This is a genomic window from Streptomyces sp. NPDC097981, assembly GCF_040302565.1.
Classification (GTDB): Bacteria; Actinomycetota; Actinomycetes; order Streptomycetales; family Streptomycetaceae; genus Streptomyces.
On the sequence record NZ_JBEORW010000018.1, the window covers coordinates 85,413 to 103,538 of the forward strand.

The 18,126-nt window shown below is 69.5% G+C and carries 21 protein-coding genes; 19 read left to right on the forward strand and 2 right to left on the reverse strand.

What is annotated here, in order from left to right; genetic code table 11:
• Window positions 1-118: 118 nt before the first annotated feature.
• On the forward strand, window positions 119-733 hold the full coding sequence (locus ABTY04_RS19130) for a hypothetical protein (protein WP_502996670.1): 615 nt from the start codon (window positions 119-121) through the stop codon (window positions 731-733).
• Window positions 734-737: 4 nt separating this feature from the next.
• Here the strand turns inward: ABTY04_RS19130 and ABTY04_RS19135 are convergent, their stop codons facing one another.
• The gene (locus ABTY04_RS19135) at window positions 738-1,058 is read right to left on the reverse strand and encodes a ferredoxin (RefSeq protein ID WP_352214515.1); all 321 of its coding nucleotides are present in this window, start codon (window positions 1,056-1,058) and stop codon (window positions 738-740) included.
• A gap of 264 nt (window positions 1,059-1,322) precedes the next feature.
• On the opposite strand from ABTY04_RS19135, the gene arc reads away from it, so the two are divergent.
• The 7 genes from arc to prcA all read left to right on the forward strand — a co-directional run bounded on the left by arc (window position 1,323) and on the right by prcA (window position 7,475).
• Window positions 1,323-3,089 (forward strand): proteasome ATPase, encoded by a 1,767-nt coding sequence (arc, locus tag ABTY04_RS19140; protein ID WP_352214516.1) that lies wholly within the window; start codon window positions 1,323-1,325, stop codon window positions 3,087-3,089.
• A gap of 248 nt (window positions 3,090-3,337) precedes the next feature.
• The gene (gene dop / locus ABTY04_RS19145; protein ID WP_352214517.1) at window positions 3,338-4,849 is read left to right on the forward strand and encodes a depupylase/deamidase Dop; all 1,512 of its coding nucleotides are present in this window, start codon (window positions 3,338-3,340) and stop codon (window positions 4,847-4,849) included.
• A gap of 171 nt (window positions 4,850-5,020) precedes the next feature.
• Window positions 5,021-5,233, forward strand: coding sequence for a ubiquitin-like protein Pup (locus ABTY04_RS19150; RefSeq protein ID WP_352214518.1), 213 nt, complete (start codon window positions 5,021-5,023; stop codon window positions 5,231-5,233).
• Window positions 5,234-5,248: 15 nt separating this feature from the next.
• The gene (locus ABTY04_RS19155) at window positions 5,249-5,758 is read left to right on the forward strand and encodes an endonuclease domain-containing protein (protein ID WP_352214519.1); all 510 of its coding nucleotides are present in this window, start codon (window positions 5,249-5,251) and stop codon (window positions 5,756-5,758) included.
• Between the two features lie 7 nt (window positions 5,759-5,765).
• Entirely contained in the window at window positions 5,766-5,879 is a 114-nt protein-coding gene (locus ABTY04_RS19160) for a hypothetical protein (protein ID WP_352214580.1), read from the forward strand.
• Window positions 5,831-6,670, forward strand: coding sequence for a proteasome subunit beta (prcB, locus tag ABTY04_RS19165; RefSeq protein ID WP_352214520.1), 840 nt, complete (start codon window positions 5,831-5,833; stop codon window positions 6,668-6,670). Before ABTY04_RS19160 ends, prcB begins: the two co-directional genes overlap by 49 nt.
• A gap of 40 nt (window positions 6,671-6,710) precedes the next feature.
• Window positions 6,711-7,475 (forward strand): proteasome subunit alpha, encoded by a 765-nt coding sequence (gene prcA / locus ABTY04_RS19170; RefSeq protein ID WP_352214521.1) that lies wholly within the window; start codon window positions 6,711-6,713, stop codon window positions 7,473-7,475.
• A gap of 58 nt (window positions 7,476-7,533) precedes the next feature.
• On the opposite strand, the gene ABTY04_RS19175 is transcribed toward prcA, so the two are convergent.
• On the reverse strand, window positions 7,534-8,535 hold the full coding sequence (locus ABTY04_RS19175; RefSeq protein WP_352214522.1) for a LacI family DNA-binding transcriptional regulator: 1,002 nt from the start codon (window positions 8,533-8,535) through the stop codon (window positions 7,534-7,536).
• 136 nt (window positions 8,536-8,671) lie between these two features.
• Here ABTY04_RS19175 and ABTY04_RS19180 point away from each other — a divergent pair, with 136 nt between their 5' ends.
• From ABTY04_RS19180 to ABTY04_RS19230, 11 genes are all read left to right on the forward strand, one after another.
• Window positions 8,672-9,970 (forward strand): MFS transporter, encoded by a 1,299-nt coding sequence (locus ABTY04_RS19180; protein WP_352214523.1) that lies wholly within the window; start codon window positions 8,672-8,674, stop codon window positions 9,968-9,970.
• Window positions 9,971-10,028: 58 nt separating this feature from the next.
• Complete coding sequence (gene pafA, locus ABTY04_RS19185) at window positions 10,029-11,390, forward strand: Pup--protein ligase (protein ID WP_352214524.1); 1,362 nt, start codon at window positions 10,029-10,031, stop codon at window positions 11,388-11,390.
• 114 nt (window positions 11,391-11,504) lie between these two features.
• The gene (locus ABTY04_RS19190; RefSeq protein WP_352214525.1) at window positions 11,505-12,443 is read left to right on the forward strand and encodes an FKBP-type peptidyl-prolyl cis-trans isomerase; all 939 of its coding nucleotides are present in this window, start codon (window positions 11,505-11,507) and stop codon (window positions 12,441-12,443) included.
• Between the two features lie 42 nt (window positions 12,444-12,485).
• A complete protein-coding gene (locus ABTY04_RS19195; RefSeq protein WP_352214526.1) occupies window positions 12,486-12,863 on the forward strand; it encodes an FKBP-type peptidyl-prolyl cis-trans isomerase in 378 nt (125 codons plus the stop codon).
• A gap of 153 nt (window positions 12,864-13,016) precedes the next feature.
• Entirely contained in the window at window positions 13,017-13,973 is a 957-nt protein-coding gene (locus tag ABTY04_RS19200) for a helix-turn-helix transcriptional regulator (RefSeq protein WP_352214527.1), read from the forward strand.
• 108 nt (window positions 13,974-14,081) lie between these two features.
• On the forward strand, window positions 14,082-15,050 hold the full coding sequence (locus ABTY04_RS19205) for a helix-turn-helix transcriptional regulator (RefSeq protein WP_352214528.1): 969 nt from the start codon (window positions 14,082-14,084) through the stop codon (window positions 15,048-15,050).
• 100 nt (window positions 15,051-15,150) lie between these two features.
• On the forward strand, window positions 15,151-15,423 hold the full coding sequence (locus ABTY04_RS19210) for a CpXC domain-containing protein (protein ID WP_352214529.1): 273 nt from the start codon (window positions 15,151-15,153) through the stop codon (window positions 15,421-15,423).
• Window positions 15,424-15,450: 27 nt separating this feature from the next.
• Entirely contained in the window at window positions 15,451-15,651 is a 201-nt protein-coding gene (locus ABTY04_RS19215; RefSeq protein WP_352214530.1) for a hypothetical protein, read from the forward strand.
• A 205-nt stretch (window positions 15,652-15,856) separates the two neighbouring features.
• Window positions 15,857-16,150, forward strand: coding sequence for a Sec-independent protein translocase subunit TatA (gene tatA / locus ABTY04_RS19220; RefSeq protein ID WP_352214531.1), 294 nt, complete (start codon window positions 15,857-15,859; stop codon window positions 16,148-16,150).
• Window positions 16,151-16,222: 72 nt separating this feature from the next.
• Window positions 16,223-17,188, forward strand: a complete 966-nt coding sequence (gene tatC, locus ABTY04_RS19225) for a twin-arginine translocase subunit TatC (RefSeq protein WP_352214532.1) — start codon at window positions 16,223-16,225, stop codon at window positions 17,186-17,188.
• A gap of 17 nt (window positions 17,189-17,205) precedes the next feature.
• The gene (locus ABTY04_RS19230; RefSeq protein ID WP_352214533.1) at window positions 17,206-18,123 is read left to right on the forward strand and encodes a diacylglycerol kinase; all 918 of its coding nucleotides are present in this window, start codon (window positions 17,206-17,208) and stop codon (window positions 18,121-18,123) included.
• Window positions 18,124-18,126 lie beyond the last annotated feature (3 nt).

Consider the following 18,126-nt stretch of genomic DNA (forward strand, 5'->3'; position numbering starts at 1 on the left):
CGCCTTTTCGTTGTCCTCGACACCGGCCCCAGCCGACCCGGACCCGGACGTTCCACCCCGCTGTGAGGTGTGGCACGATGCTGGCTCCCCGTCACCGTTAGCACAGGAGACACCCCGCGTGCCGCACCGCACCGCCGAGCCGACGCCGACACTGGAAACCCTGGCGCACAGCACCGCCAGGCCCGTCCACTGGCTGGCCACGGCCACCGCCATGGCCGCCGTCATGGCCGCCGCGGGACTCCTCCAGCCGGATGCCGCCGCCAGCCCCTCCGCGGCTCCCGCCGCCGGCGCCTCCGCGGCCCCCGCCAGCGGCCCGCAGGCCACCGCCCCCGACCCGGCCCGGGCCACGTACCCGCTCGACTGCAAAGGCCTCCCGACGGCCGTCACGGCCACCGCCCAGGGAGACCTCGACGGCGACGGCCGCCCCGAGACCGTCGCCGCCGTCCGCTGCGACGCGGGATCCGGCACCCCGCCCCACGCGATCTACGTACTCACCCAGGACAAGGAGCCCGGCGCCGTCCCGAGGGTCGTGGCCACCCTGCTCGAAGCCGGGAAACGACAGACCGCCACCGACCTCGCCGTCCGCGACGGAGTCGTCACCGCCCGTCTCGTCGGCTACTCCTCACCCCAGGTACCGCGCTACAGCCCCGACGTGAAGCAGCTCGCCAAGTGGCGCTGGAGCGGCGGAAAATTCCGCCAGGAGCTGACGAACTCAGACGCCCGGAGCGTTTGAACCGTCACTCTGCGTCGGGGCCGTAGACCTCGACCCTGTCCGAAACGCGCCTCACGTGGATGCAGTCACCCGGACATTCCTTCGCCGAGTCCACCACGTCCTGCAGCAGCGTCAGCGGAACCGGAGTCGTCGCCCCCGCCTCCACCAGAAGCTCGTCCTCCGGGCTCTTCACATACGCCAGACCGTCGATGTCCAGCTCGAACACCTCCGGCGCGTACTGCACGCAGATGCCGTCACCGGTGCAGAGGTCCTGATCGATCCAGACCTCAAGTGGCTCGCCGGCCTGCCCGCCGCCGCCCGTGGGAGCCTCCTGCTGCACGGTCATATCTCCTGCCGTTTCCTGCGCTCAGTGATCCGTTTCCGCCACGAGCCGCGGCAAGTCGCGCGAGCCCTGACGGGTGTTGAACGGTTCGACCTTACAACCGGCCGCTTTCCGATGTTGATGGGTGGGTATTTCCTTGGCGTGAGGGAGTACGCAAGGGTGAAGATCGGACACACCTCTACCGTCTTTGTGATCTAGGGGTTTCAATCACCACCAGCCCAGGTAGGGTCAGGAAGCGTCCAGCTCCCCTTGGAGGAGGTGAGGACCGTGGCAGCCCACGACGACGACATCAACCGCGGCATCCGGCCGGGGCGAGGGTCTGAGGACCCCGCCGGCCAGGTTGCCTATCTCGAGCAGGAAATCGCCGTCCTGCGACGTAAGCTCGCCGACTCTCCGCGACACACGAGGATTCTCGAAGAGCGGATCGTCGAGCTCCAGACAAACCTGGCCGGCGTCTCCGCACAAAACGAGCGACTGGCAAATACGCTCCGTGAGGCCCGCGACCAGATCGTGGCACTCAAGGAGGAAGTCGACCGGCTCGCACAGCCGCCGGCCGGCTTCGGCGTCTTCCTTCAGTCGAACGAAGACGGCACCGTCGACATCTTCACCGGGGGCCGAAAGCTCCGCGTGAACGTCAGCCCCAGCGTCGACCCGGAAGACCTCCGGCGCGGCCAGGAGGTCATGCTCAACGAGGCCCTGAACGTGGTCGAGGCCATGGAGTTCGAACGGGCCGGGGACATCGTCACCCTCAAGGAGATCCTTGAGGACGGCGAGCGCGCCCTGGTGATCGGGCACACCGACGAGGAGAGGGTGGTGAGGCTCGCCGAGCCGCTCCTGGACATCACCATCCGCCCCGGCGACGCCCTCCTGCTCGAACCCCGCTCCGGCTACGTCTACGAGGTCGTCCCCAAGAGCGAGGTCGAAGAACTCGTCCTCGAAGAGGTCCCGGACATCGACTACGACAAGATCGGCGGCCTGGGCGACCAGATCGAGCTGATCCGCGACGCGGTCGAGCTCCCCTACCTCTACCCGGACCTGTTCAAGGAGCACGAACTGCGCCCGCCGAAGGGCATCCTGCTCTACGGCCCGCCCGGCTGCGGCAAGACGCTCATCGCCAAGGCTGTCGCCAACTCCCTTGCCAAGAAGGTCGCCGAGGTCACCGGCCAGCCCGCCGGGAAGTCCTACTTCCTGAACATCAAGGGCCCCGAACTCCTCAACAAGTACGTCGGCGAGACCGAGCGGCACATCCGCCTCGTCTTCCAGCGTGCCCGGGAGAAGGCGAGCGAGGGCACCCCCGTCATCGTCTTCTTCGACGAGATGGAATCCCTCTTCCGCACCCGCGGATCCGGAGTCAGCTCGGACGTGGAGAACACCATCGTCCCGCAGCTGCTCGCAGAGATCGACGGCGTGGAAGGCCTGGAGAACGTCATCGTCATCGGCGCCTCCAACCGCGAGGACATGATCGACCCGGCCATCCTGCGCCCCGGCCGGCTCGACGTGAAGATCAAGATCGAGCGCCCCGACGCCGAGGCGGCGAGGGACATCTTCGCCAAGTACCTCAAGGCCTCGCTGCCGCTCCACAGCGACGACCTCTCCGAGCACTCCGGCTCGCCCGAGGTGGCCGTCCACAGCATGATCCAGACAGTCGTCGAGCAGATGTACGCCGAAACCGAGGAAAACCGCTTCCTTGAGGTCACGTACGCCAACGGCGACAAGGAAGTCCTCTACTTCAAGGACTTCAACTCGGGCGCCATGATCCAGAACATCGTGGACCGGGCGAAGAAGATGGCCATCAAGGCCTTCCTGGAGCACAACCAGAAGGGCCTCCGCGTCTCCCACCTCCTCCAGGCCTGCGTGGACGAGTTCAAGGAGAACGAGGACCTGCCGAACACCACCAACCCGGACGACTGGGCCCGGATCTCCGGAAAGAAGGGCGAGCGGATCGTATTCATCCGCACCCTCGTCACCGGAAAGCAGGGCGCGGACACCGGACGCTCCATCGACACGGTGGCAAACACCGGTCAGTACCTCTGATCCAACAGGGCGGCTGCGGGTGCCCTCGCCGGGCACCCGCAGCCGACTGCTTTACCGACTGCTCTTTTCAGCCGGTGACAGGGCGAAGGCAATGACCGAAATGATCTCCCCACCAGCGCGGAGTGGTTCTAGGCTCTTCCGTACCGCCGGTCGCGCAGTGCGGGGACGGGCACCGCACACGCACCGGAGCACCAGCGGTACTTGAGCGCCGCTCCCGAACGGGAGCGCCGCCGGGCAAGGAGGGCCGCATGACCGTACGGCGAGTAATGGGAATCGAGACGGAGTACGGGATCTCCGTCCCGGGCCACCCGAACGCCAATGCCATGCTCACCTCGTCCCAGATCGTCAACGCCTACGCGGCTGCGATGCACCGGGCGCGACGCGCCCGCTGGGACTTCGAGGAAGAGAATCCGCTGCGGGACGCCCGCGGCTTCGACCTCGCCCGCGAGGCCGCCGACAACAGCCAGCTCACCGACGAGGACATCGGCCTCGCCAACGTCATCCTCACCAACGGCGCCCGGCTCTACGTCGACCACGCCCACCCCGAATACAGCTCCCCGGAGGTCACCAACCCGCTCGACGCCGTCCTCTGGGACAAGGCCGGCGAGCGGATCATGGCAGAGGCGGCCGTACGGGCGGCCCAGCTCCCCGGCGCCCAGCCGATCCACCTCTACAAGAACAACACCGACAACAAGGGCGCCTCCTACGGCACGCACGAGAACTACCTGATGAAGCGGGAGACCCCCTTCTCGGAGATCGTGCGCCACCTGACCCCCTTCTTCGTCTCCCGCCAGGTCGTCACCGGCGCAGGCCGCGTCGGCATCGGCCAGGACGGCCGCGAGCACGGCTTCCAGATCAGCCAGCGCGCGGACTACTTCGAGGTCGAGGTCGGCCTGGAGACCACCCTCAAGCGCCCCATCATCAACACCCGCGACGAACCCCACTCGGACGCCGAGAAGTACCGCCGCCTCCACGTGATCATCGGCGACGCGAACCTCTCCGAGATCTCCACCTACCTCAAGCTCGGCACCACCGCCCTCGTCCTCTCGATGATCGAGGACTCCTTCATCGGCGTCGACCTGGCCGTGGACCAGCCCGTGCGCACCCTGCACCAGGTCTCCCACGACCCCGACCTGCGCCACCTGATCACGCTGCGCAGCGGCCGCACCCTGACCGCCGTACAACTCCAGATGGAGTACTTCGAGCTGGCCAGGAAGTACGTGGACGAGCGTTTCGGCTCCGACGCGGACGAGCAGACCAAGGACGTGCTGGTCCGCTGGGAGGACGTCCTGGGCCGGCTGGAGAGCGACCCGATGAGCCTTTCGGGAGAGCTCGACTGGATCGCGAAGCGCGAGATCCTGGAGGGCTACCGCAGGCGGGACGGGCTCGGCTGGGACGCCGCCCGGCTGCACCTGGTGGACCTCCAGTACGCGGACGTACGGCCCGAGAAGGGCCTGTACAACCGCTTGGTGGCCCGAGGCAAGATGAGGCGGCTCGTGGAGGAGCCGGCGGTGGAACGCGCCCAGGGCAAGCCGCCGGAGGACACCCGGGCGTACTTCCGGGGCCGGTGCCTGGAGCAGTACGCGGACGATGTCGCCGCGGCCTCGTGGGACTCTGTGATCTTCGACCTCCCGGGCCGCGACTCCCTCCAGCGGGTCCCGACGCTGGAACCCCTGCGGGGTACGCGCAAGCACGTCAAGGAGCTCCTGGACCGCTGCCGCACGGCGGAGGACCTGGTGCGGGTACTCAGCGGGAACTGAGGGCTGAAAAGCCCTCGGTCCGGGAATCATGGGAACACCCGGACGTTATGAAAGTGCGGGGACGAATGCCGGGCCCTCCTTGTAGGGTCCGACGTAGGGTCTGATCTTGGGAGAGGTCCCGATCCGGGGCCTTTCTACGTGAGCGTGCGAACCGAGCGGGGTGAGGTAGACATGGCGACGAAGGACACCGGCGGCGGACAGCAGAAGGCGACTCGCTCTTCCGAGGAGGTCGAGGAGCAGGCCGCGGAGGCACAGTCCGACCTCAAGGAACGACAGGAAAAACTCTCCGACGACGTCGACTCGGTACTCGACGAAATCGATGACGTCTTGGAGGAGAACGCCGAGGATTTCGTGAGGTCATTCGTCCAAAAGGGTGGCCAGTAAAGGTCGTTTGGCTATTTGATCTTCGAATTGAAGGTGCGGGGGGTTTTGGTCAACAGCGTGCCGGAAGGCATGAAGTGCTGTTCTCGGTGTAAGCGCGTGCTACCTCACGAGGCTTTCGCGAGCAACCGTTCGATGCGGGATGGATTCCAGGCGTATTGCCGGGAATGCCAGGCTGACCACTACAGGGCGCGCCAGGAAGCCGCCGGGCGGACGGTACGGGTCAAGATCCCCGTGCCGTCCGGCCACAAGCGGTGCCCTGACTGTGGAGAGATCAAGCCTCACTCCGAGTGGGAGCTCAACCGGACGAGCTCGGACGGCTGGGCCAGCTACTGCAAGGAGTGCCGGGCGCAGCGGAACCGGGCGAGCTACTTCAAGCGCAAGTACGGCATCACCGAGGCCGAGCGCGACGAGATGATCGCGGCCCAAGGTGGTGTATGCGTGATCTGCCAACAGGGTCCGGCGGAGCACGTGGATCACGATCATCAGACGGGTAAGGTCCGAGGCGTACAGCTGCTTCAGCTGTAACGCAGCACTGGGGCAGTTCAAGGATCGGCCGGACGTCATAAGGCGTGCAGCCGCTTACGTGGAAGGAAACCTGTGGAACCCAACACTCGTAGCACAGGGCGTCTACCGGCAGCCTTCCTGACGCCGGGGTCGTCGTCCTTCATGGACTTCCTGGGTGCGCACGCGCCCGAGATGCTGCCGGGGAACCGGAAGCTGCCCGAGGGGATCGTCGAGGCGCCGCACGGGACGACCATCGTCGCCACCACCTTCCCCGGTGGCGTCGTGCTCGCCGGTGACCGGCGGGCGACCATGGGGAACATGATCGCGCAGCGGGACATCGAGAAGGTGTTCCCGGCCGACGAGTACTCCGCGGTCGGCATCGCCGGTACGGCCGGCCTGGCCGTGGAGATGGTGAAGCTGTTCCAGCTGGAGCTGGAGCACTTCGAGAAGGTGGAGGGCGCGACCCTTTCCCTGGAGGGCAAGGCCAACCGGCTGTCGACCATGATCCGGAGCAATCTGGGCATGGCGATGCAGGGGCTGGCGGTCGTGCCGCTGTTCGCCGGGTACGACGAGGCCAAGGAGAAGGGCCGGATCTTCTCCTACGACGTGACGGGCGGCCGCTCCGAGGAGCACGGCTTCGCCGCCACCGGTTCCGGCTCGATCTTCGCGCGCGGCTCGATGAAGAAGCTGTACCGCCCCGACCTGACGGAGGAGCAGGCCACCACCCTCGTCGTGCAGGCGCTGTACGACGCGGCCGACGACGACTCGGCGACCGGTGGCCCGGACCTGTACCGCCACATCTACCCGATCGTCACCGTCATCACGGACGAGGGATTCCGCAGGCTCAGCGACGAGGAGTCGCAGGAGCTCGCCCGTACGGTCACCAACCGTCGTCTGGAGCAGCCCGACGGTCCGCGCGCCGCCCTGCTCTGACCAGTCCTCTCGTCGCCCAGAAGAAAGGGACGGACAACCGGTGTCGACTCCGTTCTATGTGTCACCCCAGCAGGCCATGGCCGACCGGGCGGAATACGCCCGGAAGGGCATTGCCCGCGGTCGCAGCCTTGTCGTGCTGCAGTACGCCGACGGCATCGTGTTCGTCGGCGAGAACCCGTCCCGCGCGCTGCACAAGTTCAGCGAGATCTACGACCGGATCGGCTTCGCGGCCGCCGGCAAGTACAACGAGTACGAGAACCTGCGGATCGGGGGCGTGCGCTACGCCGATCTGCGCGGATACACCTACGACCGTGACGATGTGACGGCCCGTGGGCTCGCCAACGTCTACGCGCAGACGCTGGGCACGATCTTCTCCAGTGCGGGTGAGAAGCCGTACGAGGTGGAGCTGGTCGTGGCCGAGGTCGGTGCGACCGCGGCGGGTGACCAGATCTACCGGCTGCCGCACGACGGTTCGATCGTGGACGAGCACGGCTCGGTCGCGGTCGGCGGCAACGCCGAGCAGATCAGTACCTATCTGGACCAGCGCCACCAGGACGGGATGACCCTGTCGGAGGCGCTGAAGCTGGCGGTGCAGGCGCTGTCCAGCCAGGCGAACAGTGCGGACAAGACGATTCCGGCCGAGCGGCTGGAGGTTGCGGTGCTGGACCGTACGCGGTCCCAGCAGCGGAAGTTCAAGCGGATCCGGGGCCGGCAGTTGTCGCGGTTGCTGGAGGCGGATGTTCCGGCGGCGGCGCAGGCCGACGCGGTCTCGAACGACGAGGCTCCCGAGGACGATTCCGAGTAGGACTGCTTCGAGTGGCCCCGGTCCGCCTCCTGTGAGGCGGGCCGGGGCTTCTTCGTGTTCAGGGGCGGGTGGGTGCGGGGCCGGAGGAGCCGCGGACGATCAGCTCGACGGGGAGGTCGGGGGCGGTCCAGGGGGTGCCCTCCAGGACGGCGAGGAGGGCGGTCATGCCCTGTTCGCCGACGCGTTCGGCGGGCAGGCGGACGGTGGTGAGTTCGGGTTCGACGGCGGTGGCGAGCGCGAGGTCGTCGACGCCGGTGACGGAGAGGTCGTCGGGGACGCGCAGGCCCAGGCGGCGGGCGGCCTTGCAGGCGCCGGCGGCGAGTATGTCGTCGTCGCAGATGACGGCGGTGGGGCGGTCTGCGGGGGCCGCCAGGGCCGCCTCCATGGCGGTGAGGGCGTCGGCGACGGTGAGCGGGGCCCGTACGGTGCGCAGCTCGGCGTGGGGTCCCAGGAGGGCGGCCAGGGCTTGGGCGCGGATGTCGAAGGTCCAGGTGTCGACGGCGGAGGCGAGGTGGAGGAAGCGGTGGTGGCCGAGGGTGAGGAGGTGTTCGGTGATCTGGCGCATGCCGTCGGCCATGGCGAGGTTGACGTGGGCGGCGGCGCGGCCGGCGGTGGGGTCGCTGTCGAGCATGACGAGGGGGAGCTCGGCGTCGCCGATGGCGTCGAGGGCGCCGGCGGCCATGGAGGAGGCGATGACCCCGTCGAGGGCGGTGCTGGCGGAGGCGAAGGGGTCGCGGGCGGGGCCGGTGCCGTCGGGGGAGGGGTAGAGGACGACGCCGAAGCCGTGTTCGGCGGCGATGCGGGCGGCGCCGGTGTAGACGCGGGCGAAGAACTCGTTGGTGAGGGCGGGGACGACGAGGAGGGCGGTGCGGGTGCTGCCGAGGCGGAGGCTGCGGGCGGCGAGGTTGGGGCGGTAGCCGAGGGTGGTGGCGGTTTCGCGGACGAGGGCGGCGGTGCGTTCGGAGACGCGGCCGCGCCATTTGCCGCCGAGGACGAGGGAGACGGTGGCCTGGGAGACCCCGGCGGCGCTGGCGACGTCCCGGCTGGTGGGTCTCGTCACACGGTTCTCCTGGAATGCGAGGTCGGCGGGGGTGCGGGTGGTCCGCCGGGTGGACCGGTGGGCTGCGGCCATGGTACGTATGACCGTCTTCGTTATACGTATTACCCCGGCAGGGTCCGGGCAGAAGGGGGCGGACATGGCCGCGGGATACGCGGAGCTGCTCAGGACCCGGCACGCCGCACGGCTGTTGGCGGGCACGCTCGTCGGCCGGCTGCCGAACGCCACGGCGGCGATCGCGATCGTGCTGTTCGTGCGGGCCGGGGGCGGCAGCTACAGCCTCGCGGGCGCCTTGGCCGCCGCCTACGGCTTCGCCAATGCGGTGGGGCAGCCGCTGCTCGGCCGTGCGGTGGACCTGTACGGGCAGCCCCGGGTCCAGCTGCCGGCCGCGGTGGCCTCGGCGCTGGGCATGGCGTGGCTGGCGCTGGCGGGTACGGGTTCGGCCGCTGCGGCGTACGGCGCGGTCATCGTGTCCGGGTTCTTCTCGCCGCCGCTGGAGGGCGGCCTGCGGGCGCTGTGGCCCAGTGTGCTGGGCGGGCGTGAGGAGCGGGTGCACGCCGCGTACGCGCTGGACGCGGTGGCACAGGAGGTCATGTACACCGTCGGTCCGCTGATCGTGACGGTGTGTGTCGCGCTGTGGAGCCCGGCCGGCGCCCTGCTGGTGATCAATGCGCTGGGTGTTCTGGGGGCCCTGTCGGTCGTGCTGAGCGAGCCGTCGCGCACCTGGCGTTCCGAGCCGCGCGAGGCCCACTGGCTGGGTGCGCTGCGCTCGCGGGGGCTGGTGGCGCTGCTGGGTGCGTTCTTCTTCGTGGGCTGCGCCCTGGGCTCCATCACGGTGGCGGGCATCGCCTATTCGGACGGCCACGGCGGGCAGGCGGTCTACGGGTGGATGATGGCGGCCCTGGGCCTGGGTGCCCTGGCCGGAGGTGTGGTCTACGGGGCCCGGCAGTGGGGCGGGGCCCCGGAGCGGCGGCTGCGGGTGCTGGTGGCGCTGCTGGCGCTGGGCTACCTGCCGCTGCTGCTGACGCCCGGCCCGGTGGCGATGACGGCGCTGACGGCCCTGGCCGGGGTGTTCCTGGCGCCGACGATCGCCTGTGCGTTCATCGTGGTGGACCGGCACGCCCCGGCGGGCACGGTGACGGAGGCGTTCTCCTGGCTGGTGACCTTCTTCGGGGTGGGTGCGGCCGTCGGTACCGCGGTGGCGGGGCCGTTCGTGGAACTGGGCGGTACGGCGGCCGGGTTCGGGGTGGCGTGTGCGGCGGGGGCTGCGGCCCTGGTGGTGCTGATGACCACTCAGCGGATCCTGGCCGCTCCCGGGCGGACCCGTACGGTGACGGGCTCGTCGGCGGCCTCGCCGGAAGGTGCGGGCGAGATCGTGGGCGAGGGGGCGGTCCGGGGTCCGGCGGGGGGTCCGGCGGAGCGGCTCGTCGGCAACTGATCGAAACGGCGTTCACGAACCCGGTTTCAGAACAGTGCAGAAGGCGTAATGTTCAGTCATGGACCGCCGCATTTTCGGGCTGGAGAACGAGTACGGCGTCACGTGCACGTTCAGGGGACAGCGCCGACTGTCTCCTGACGAAGTGGCGCGCTACCTCTTCCGCCGTGTTGTGTCATGGGGCCGCAGCAGCAATGTCTTCCTGCGGAACGGCGCCCGCCTGTACCTCGACGTGGGTTCGCATCCGGAATATGCAACTCCCGAATGTGACAACGTGACCGAATTGGTCACGCACGACAAGGCGGGCGAGCGCATTCTCGAAGGCCTGCTCGTCGACGCCGAGCGCCGCCTGCACGAGGAGGGAATCGCGGGCGACGTCTATCTCTTCAAGAACAACACCGATTCGGCCGGCAACTCCTACGGCTGCCACGAGAACTATCTCGTGGCCCGGCACGGAGAATTCTCCCGCCTGGCGGACATCCTCATTCCGTTCCTTGTCACGCGGCAGCTGATCTGCGGCGCGGGCAAGGTGCTGCAGACCCCCCGGGGTGCGGTCTACTGCGTGAGCCAGCGGGCCGAGCACATCTGGGAGGGCGTCAGCTCCGCGACGACCCGGTCCCGGCCGATCATCAACACCCGGGACGAGCCGCACGCGGACGCCGAGCGCTACCGCCGGCTGCACGTGATCGTCGGGGACTCGAACATGTCCGAGACGACCATGCTGCTCAAGGTCGGGGCGACCGATCTGGTGCTGCGCATGATCGAAGCGGGCACGGTGATGCGGGACCTGACCCTGGAGAACCCGATCCGGGCCATCCGCGAGGTCAGCCACGACATCACGGGCCAGCGCAAGGTGCGTCTGGCGAGCGGCCGTGAGGCGTCGGCGCTGGAGATCCAGCGGGAGTACTACGACAAGGCCGTGGACTTCGCCGAGCGCCGGGGGATCCGTACCGGCACGGTGGACCAGGTGCTGGAGCTGTGGGGCCGCAGCCTCGACGCGATCGAGGCGGAGGATCTGGACCGGATCGCGACCGAGATCGACTGGGTGATGAAGTATCAGCTGATCGAGCGCTACCGGGCCAAGCACGGCATGACCATGTCGAACCCGCGGGTGGCTCAGATAGACCTCGCGTACCACGACATCCATCGCCGGCGCGGGCTGTACTACCTGCTGGAGCGCAAGGGGCAGGCGGCGCGGATCTGCAACGACCTCAAGATCTTCGAGGGCAAGTCGGTGCCCCCGCAGACGACGAGGGCGCGGCTGCGCGGCGACTTCATCCGCCGGGCGCAGGAGCAGCGGCGGGACTTCACGGTCGACTGGGTGCACCTCAAGCTCAACGACCAGGCGCAGCGGACCGTGCTGTGCAAGGACCCGTTCCGGTCGGTGGACGACCGGGTGGAGAAGCTGATCGCCGGCATGTGACATCGTGCTGATCTTGCGGCGCTCGTGACAGGGGCCGCGTACGGAATCTCGTACGCGGCCCTGCGCACGCCTTAGAGTGGCGACGACCGTTGCCGTCTGAGATCTGAGGAACACGTGCGCCGACTTGCCGGCCTGCTTGTCGTACCCCTTCTGCTGCTGTCGGCAGCAGCCTGTGGCGACAGCGGCTCCGACTCCGCCCAGATGAAGAACGGGGCCCCCGCGATCACCAAGGGTGAAAAGTTCGGGGAGACGCCCACCTTGTCGAAGGGCTCGGGTGAGCCGCCGAAGGAACTGAAGGTGGTGACCGTCAGCGAGGGCACCGGCCCGGTGCTGAAGAAGGGCGACATCGCCCAGGTCAACTATTACGGGCAGGTGTGGGACGGCAAGGAGCCGTTCGACCAGAGCTTCGGCAAGGGCAAGCCGTTCGACGTCACCATCGGTGCCGGCATGGTCATCAAGGGCTGGGACCAGGGCCTTGAGGGCAAGAAGGTCGGCAGCCGTCTGGAGCTGGTGATCCCGCCGGACCTCGGGTACGGGGACAAGGGCTCCGGCGACAAGATCAAGCCGAACGCCACGCTGGTGTTCGTCGTGGACATCGTCAAGGGCACCTCGGTCCCGGTCTCGGCCACGGGCAAGGAGATCCCGCAGGAGGACAAGGCCCTGCCGAAGATCGGTACGAACACGGACGGCAAGGAAGTCTCCGTGACCGTTCCGAAGGACACCGCGCCGCCGGCGAAGCTGGTCTCGAACTACGTGCTGGAGGGTGACGGCCCGGTCGTCAAGGACACCGACAGCGTCGTGGTCAAGTTCAACGGCAAGACGTGGAAGGACGACAAGACCTTCGAAAGCACGTACGCCACGGACCAGACGGTGACCTGGCCGATGGAGCAGCTGTCGGTCAAGGGCCTCAAGGACGGCCTGCTCGGCAAGAAGGTCAACAGCCGCATCCTGCTGGTCATCCCGCCGGACCAGGCGTTCGGCGACAAGGAGCAGGGCACCATCCCGGCGAACTCGACGCTGGTGTTCAGCCTCGACATCCTCGCCGTGATGTAAGACTGTCCCGGTTGACCTGATTTATTTCTGAGGAGCAGTTCCGTGAGCAACCAGCTCGAGAAGCCCGAGATCGACTTCCCCGACTTCCCGGTTCCGGCCGACCTCGTCATCGAGGACATCTGGGAGGGCGACGGCGCCGAGGCCACGGCCGGCAACAAGGTCTCCGTCCACTACGTGGGCGTGGCCTATTCCACCGGCGAGGAGTTCGACGCCTCCTGGAACCGCGGCGCGCCGCTGCAGTTCATCCTGGGTATCGGCCAGGTCATCCCGGGCTGGGACAAGGGCATCGAGGGCATGAAGGTCGGCGGCCGCCGCAAGCTGGTCATCCCCGCCCACCTCGCCTACGGCGACCGCGGCGCCGGCGGCGCCATCAAGCCGGGCGAGACGCTGATCTTCGTCTGCGACCTGATGGGCGTCTGATCCGACGACTCGTGACAGGTAATGGGGCCCCCGCCGTGAGGCGGGGGCCCTCGCTTTTGCCGGGGCCCGCCGGGGCGGTACGGTCAACGGTCACGGACGTGTGTGTCGTGCGCGTCGTGCAACGTGTAAGCGGAGAAGGGCGGAAGGGCGTCGATGGCGATTGCCAAGGCCGAGCGGCTGATGAATCTGGCGCTGTGTCTGCTGGGGACCCGCCGGCCGCTGAGCAAGCGCGAGTTGCGCGGCTCCATCGAGGCGTACATGGAAGCCGGCAACGACGAATCGTTCAACCGCATGTTCGAGCGTGACAAGGACGATCTGCGCGAACTCGGCCTGGTCATCGAGACGGTGGAGAACCTGGAGGGCGAGACCGGTTACCTCGCCCGCCGCGACAGCAACCGGCTGCCTCCCGTCTCCCTCGATGCCGAGGAAGCCGCCGCGCTGGGGCTCGCGGCCAAGGTCTGGCAGCAGGCCCGCCTCGCCGGAGCCGCCAGCGGTGCGCTGCAGAAGCTGCGCGCGGGCGGGATGCCGGAGGCGGAGGACCCGTACGCGGGCCAGCACAGTGCCATCGAGCCGCGCATCCCGGTCCACGAGGCGGCCTTCGAGCCGCTGATGCTGGCCTGCCGCGACCGCCGGCCGGTGGTCTTCGACTACCGCAAGTCCACCGCCGCGCATCCCGAGACCCGCCAGGTGGAGCCGTGGGCGCTGGAGTGCTGGCGCGGCCACTGGTATCTGGCCGGATACGACCGCGACCGCGGGGCGGAGCGGGTGTTCCGGCTCTCCCGGATCACCGGCAAGGTCCGCTCCCGGGCGGCCAAGTACACCGCTGAGGTCCCGGACGTGGTCACCGTACGGGAGACCGTGGCCAGCTGGGCCGGGGAGAGCGCGGACCGCTCCGCGCTGATCCGGCTCCGGGCCGGGGCCGGGTACCCGCTGCGGGCCAGGGCCACCGCCGTGCGCGAGGGCGGGGACGGCTGGGACGAGCTGGAGATCCCGTACGGGCACGGGCTGGACGCCTGGCTGGTCGAGTTCGGGCCGGACGTGGTGGTCGTGGAGCCCGCCGACCTGCGGGCGGACGTCGTGGCCCGGCTGCGCGCCGTGGCCAGGGGCTGAGGCCGGCCCGGCGGGCCGGGCCTGACCCGTCGCGTCCGCCGCACGATCCGCAACCACCGCACAACCGCACCGTTCGCAAGACGTGCCCTGAGGGGGAGACGTACCAGCATGGCTGCCAACGCCATCGACCAGACCCGCCGGATGCTGTCCCTGGTGACGTACCTGCGCGAGCGCCCCGGGGCGCACGTCGCCGACGTCGCCCGCGCCTTCGGGATCACCGAGGACGAGCTGATCTCGGACCTCGACGTGCTGCCCATGTGCGGGACCAGCTTCCGCGGCGGGGACCTGCTCGACATCGACACCGACGGGGAGCGCATCTGGTGGCGCAACCCCGACGCGTCGGGCGAGTCCACCGCCGAGCCGCTGCGCCTCGCCGCCGACGAGGCGACCGCGCTGCTGGTCGCCGCCCGCGCCGTGGCCACGCTGCCGGGGTTGCGCGAGAGCGACCGGGACGCGCTGCTGCGGGCCACCGCGAAGCTGGAGGCGGCCGCGGGCGAGGCGGCCGGGGCCAGCTCCCGGCTGTCGGTGACCTTCGAGGCGGAGGGCGGGGTCTTCGCGGACGTCGACCGGGCCATCGCGGAGCGCCGCAGGCTGTGGCTGCGCTACTACTCGCCGGCGCGCGACGAGCTGACCGAGCGCAAGGTCGACCCCATCCGGCTCTTCGCCGTGGGCCACACGTACATGGAGGGCTGGTGCCACCTCTCCGAGGCCCGGCGCACCTTCCGCCTCGACCGGGTCGCCGAGATCCGGCTGCTGGACGAGCGGGCCGAGCCGCCCGCCATCGAGCCGCGCGACCTGTCCGAGGGGCTCGTCCAGCCGGCCGCCGAGGACCCGGAGGTCGTGGTCGAGGTCGGGCCGGGCGGCCGCTGGGTCGCCGAGTACTACCCGCACGACCGCGCCGAGGAGCTGTCCGACGGCGGCCTGCGGATCACGCTGCGCAGCCCGGACCCGGCCTCGCTGCGCCGGCTCGCGCTGCGGCTGGGCCGCGACGGCCGGATCGTGGCGCCCGCGGAGGTGGCGGACAGTGCGCGGCAGGCGGCCCGGGAGGCGCTCGCCGGGTACGGGGAACAGGGCTGATCAAGGGGAATCGGCGGGGCGGCACCGGGACCGGGACCGGACCTGCGGGGCCGTGCCGTACGGAACGAATGGGCTGAGGGAGCGCCGAGCGATGTCGCCAATGTCTGGGCCACGGGGTGTGCATGCTGCAGCAGGGCCGCCGGGGCGGTCGGCCACGGTGGGACCCGTCTCCTTCAAGGCGGCCTGTTCCGACTGCCGCGCCCGCTTCGAGCTGGACGCCGGGGCCCTGCGGCTCGTGATCGGCGGCAGCCGGCGCACCACGTTCTACTCGTTCACCTGTCCCGAGTGCGGGGCCTCCGTACGCAAACCGGCCGGCGAGCGCATCGTGGAACTGCTGACCGGCGGAGGCGTGAGCACCCTGCGCAGCATCTGAGGAGGCCGGTGGCCTAGGCTCGGTCCCATGCTGTGGCCGATGCTCGCAATCGCCCTGGGTTTCCTCGGGCTCGCCGTCCTCTCCGTCCTCGCCATACGCGTCTACGCGGAGGTGCGGCGGCTGTCCGGCCAGGTCGCGCTGGCCAGCCGGCGGATCGCCGACGCCTCGGGGGACCTGGAGCGCGCGGCGACGGATCTGGCGCGGGCGGGCGGGGCCGCACGGCCGTGATCCGCAGGTCCGGTGGCGCGCACGGATATGGAAAGTGCGGGCCGGGAGCCGTACCGTCGGTCGCAGCCGCACGCAAGGCCGGGTACCCCGGGGGATTGCCGGGCGTTAACCCCCGGGGGTTACGATCCTTTCTGAGCGATTGCGTGCCTCTGCGCGCAGTCGCCCGCCACCACTACCAGCCGTTCCGGCGAGAAGGAAGTCAGACATGATCGGCAATCTGAAGCCTCTTGAGATCCTCCTGATCATCGCCGTGATCTTCCTGCTGTTCGGTGCCAAGAAGCTCCCCGACATGGCCCGCTCCCTGGGCAAGTCGGCCCGCATCCTCAAGAGCGAGGCCAAGGCCATGAAGGCCGAGAGCCAGGCGGACGAAGCGGCCGCCGCGACGGTCGCCGACCAGGCCCCGCAGCAGGCCGCCGCCCCGCGCACCATCAAGGCCGCTCCCGGCGACGTGACCGGCTCGCGTCCCGTCAACGAGCCGAACCACTCCACCCAGGGCTGATCCTCCGGCCGCCGGCCGACGGCCCGCGGTCACGATCACGCCGGTCATCTGCAACGAGACAAGGGACGTGGGTTGCTCAAGTCTGCCCGCAAGCAGGAGAAGCAGAACAAGCAGGCGAAGGACGCCGAAGGGCGGATGCCTCTTGTCGAGCACCTGCGTGAGCTGAGAAACCGCCTGCTGAAGTCGGTCCTGGCGATCCTCGTGATCACCATCGTGGCGGCCTTCTACTACAAGAACCTCATCGACTTCATGCTGAAGCCGATGCTGGACTCCGTCGGCTGCACCAACGGGGTGGTCTCACAGCGCAACGGCAGGCCCTGCGCCGACATGACCGTGAACGGCCTCATCGCCCCGTTCTCGATCGCCCTCAAGGTCTCGCTCACCGCCGGTGTGGTGCTCTCGGCGCCGGTGTGGCTCTACCAGCTCTGGGCCTTCGTCGCCCCGGGCCTGCACAACCACGAGAAGCGCTACGCGGTCGGCTTCGTGGCCGTCGGCGCTCCGCTGTTCGCCGCCGGCGGGGTGCTCGCCTACAAGCTGCTGCCGCAGACCGCCACGATCCTTCTCGAATTCACCCCCGACAACGCGCGCAACCTGCTCCCGGTCGACGACTACCTCGACCTGGTCACGCGCATGGTCATCGTCTTCGGTCTCGCCTTCGAGCTGCCGCTGCTGCTGATCCTGCTCAACTTCACCGGGGTCCTCACCGCGAAGCGGCTGGCGAGCTGGTGGCGGGCCATGGTGCTGGGCATCACGATCTTCGCCGCGTTCGCCACGCCCACCGGCGACCCGCTGACCATGATGTCGCTGGCCGCGCCGATCGTCGCCCTCTACTTCATCGCGCTCGGGATCTGCCTGGTCAACGACCGCAGGCGGGGCCGCAACAACCCCGATGCGCTGCTCGACGACGACGAGGCCTCCGAGCTGGACCTCACGCCGGCGCCGATCGGTGAGATGGAGCCCGTGCAGGCCCCGACCGCCCTGCCCGAGCAGGCCGACGGCGGACGCAGGCAGATCAACGGTTACGACGACGCGACCTGACAGGTAGATTCCGGCGGGTGAGCGCTGAGATCACCCTCCTCGTCAATCCCACCGCGGGACGCGGCCGGGGCGCGCATGCCGCGCAGCCGGCCGCTTCCGCGCTCCGGGCCGCAGGGTTCTGCGTACGGACGGTCCTCGGCGCCGACGCCGGGGACGCGCTGGCGCGGCTGCGCACCGCCGTCCGCGAAGGCACCGGGGCGGTCATCGCGGTCGGCGGCGACGGCGTGGTCTCCCTGGCCCTGCAGGCCCTGGCCGGGACGCTGGTACCGCTCGGCGTGGTCGCGGTGGGGACCGGGAACGACTTCGCGCGGGCGATGGGGCTGCCCGTGAGCGAGCCCGCGCAGGCGGGCCGGCTGGCGGCCGAGGCGATCAAGGAGGGACGGGTCCGCGAGATCGACCTGGGGCGGGTGGCCCCGGCCGACGCAGGAGCCGGTTCCGGCGGCGGGACCTGGTACGGGACCGTGCTGTGCTCCGGCTTCGACTCGCGGGTCAACGACCGCGGCAACCGGATGCGGCTGCCGGCGGGCCGGTTCAAGTACGACCTGGCGATACTGGCGGAGCTGGCCGCCTTCAGGCCGTTCCCGTACCGGATCACCCTCGACGACGGTCCGGTGATCGAGACCGAGGCCGCACTGGTGGCCGTCGGCAACGGCTCCTCCTACGGCGGCGGCATGCGCATCTGCGCCGACGCCGTGCCCGACGACGGGCTCTTCGACGTCGTGGTCGTCGGGGACTGCAGCCGCTCGACCCTGCTCAAGGTCTTCCCGCGGGTCTACAAGGGCACGCACCTGAGCCACCCGCAGGTGACCGTCCACCGGGCCGCGAAGATCACGCTGGAGGCCGCCGGGATCACCGCCTACGCGGACGGCGAGCCCCTGGGGCCGCTGCCCGTGACCGCCGCGTGCGTGCCGGCGGCCCTGCGGCTCCTGGTGTAGGGG

Excerpts from the sequence above, each read along its gene's own strand:
- ABTY04_RS19135 (WP_352214515.1), bottom strand. The coding sequence starts at position 1,058 with ATGACCGTGCAGCAGGAGGCTCCCACGGGCGGCGGCGGGCAGGCCGGC.
- dop (WP_352214517.1), top strand. The coding sequence starts at position 3,338 with ATGACCGTACGGCGAGTAATGGGAATCGAGACGGAGTACGGGATCTCC.
- ABTY04_RS19150 (WP_352214518.1), top strand. The coding sequence starts at position 5,021 with ATGGCGACGAAGGACACCGGCGGCGGACAGCAGAAGGCGACTCGCTCT.
- ABTY04_RS19180 (WP_352214523.1), top strand. The coding sequence starts at position 8,672 with ATGGCCGCGGGATACGCGGAGCTGCTCAGGACCCGGCACGCCGCACGG.
- pafA (WP_352214524.1), top strand. The coding sequence starts at position 10,029 with ATGGACCGCCGCATTTTCGGGCTGGAGAACGAGTACGGCGTCACGTGC.
- ABTY04_RS19200 (WP_352214527.1), top strand. The coding sequence starts at position 13,017 with ATGGCGATTGCCAAGGCCGAGCGGCTGATGAATCTGGCGCTGTGTCTG.
- ABTY04_RS19205 (WP_352214528.1), top strand. The coding sequence starts at position 14,082 with ATGGCTGCCAACGCCATCGACCAGACCCGCCGGATGCTGTCCCTGGTG.
- ABTY04_RS19210 (WP_352214529.1), top strand. The coding sequence starts at position 15,151 with ATGTCTGGGCCACGGGGTGTGCATGCTGCAGCAGGGCCGCCGGGGCGG.
- ABTY04_RS19215 (WP_352214530.1), top strand. The coding sequence starts at position 15,451 with ATGCTGTGGCCGATGCTCGCAATCGCCCTGGGTTTCCTCGGGCTCGCC.
- tatA (WP_352214531.1), top strand. The coding sequence starts at position 15,857 with ATGATCGGCAATCTGAAGCCTCTTGAGATCCTCCTGATCATCGCCGTG.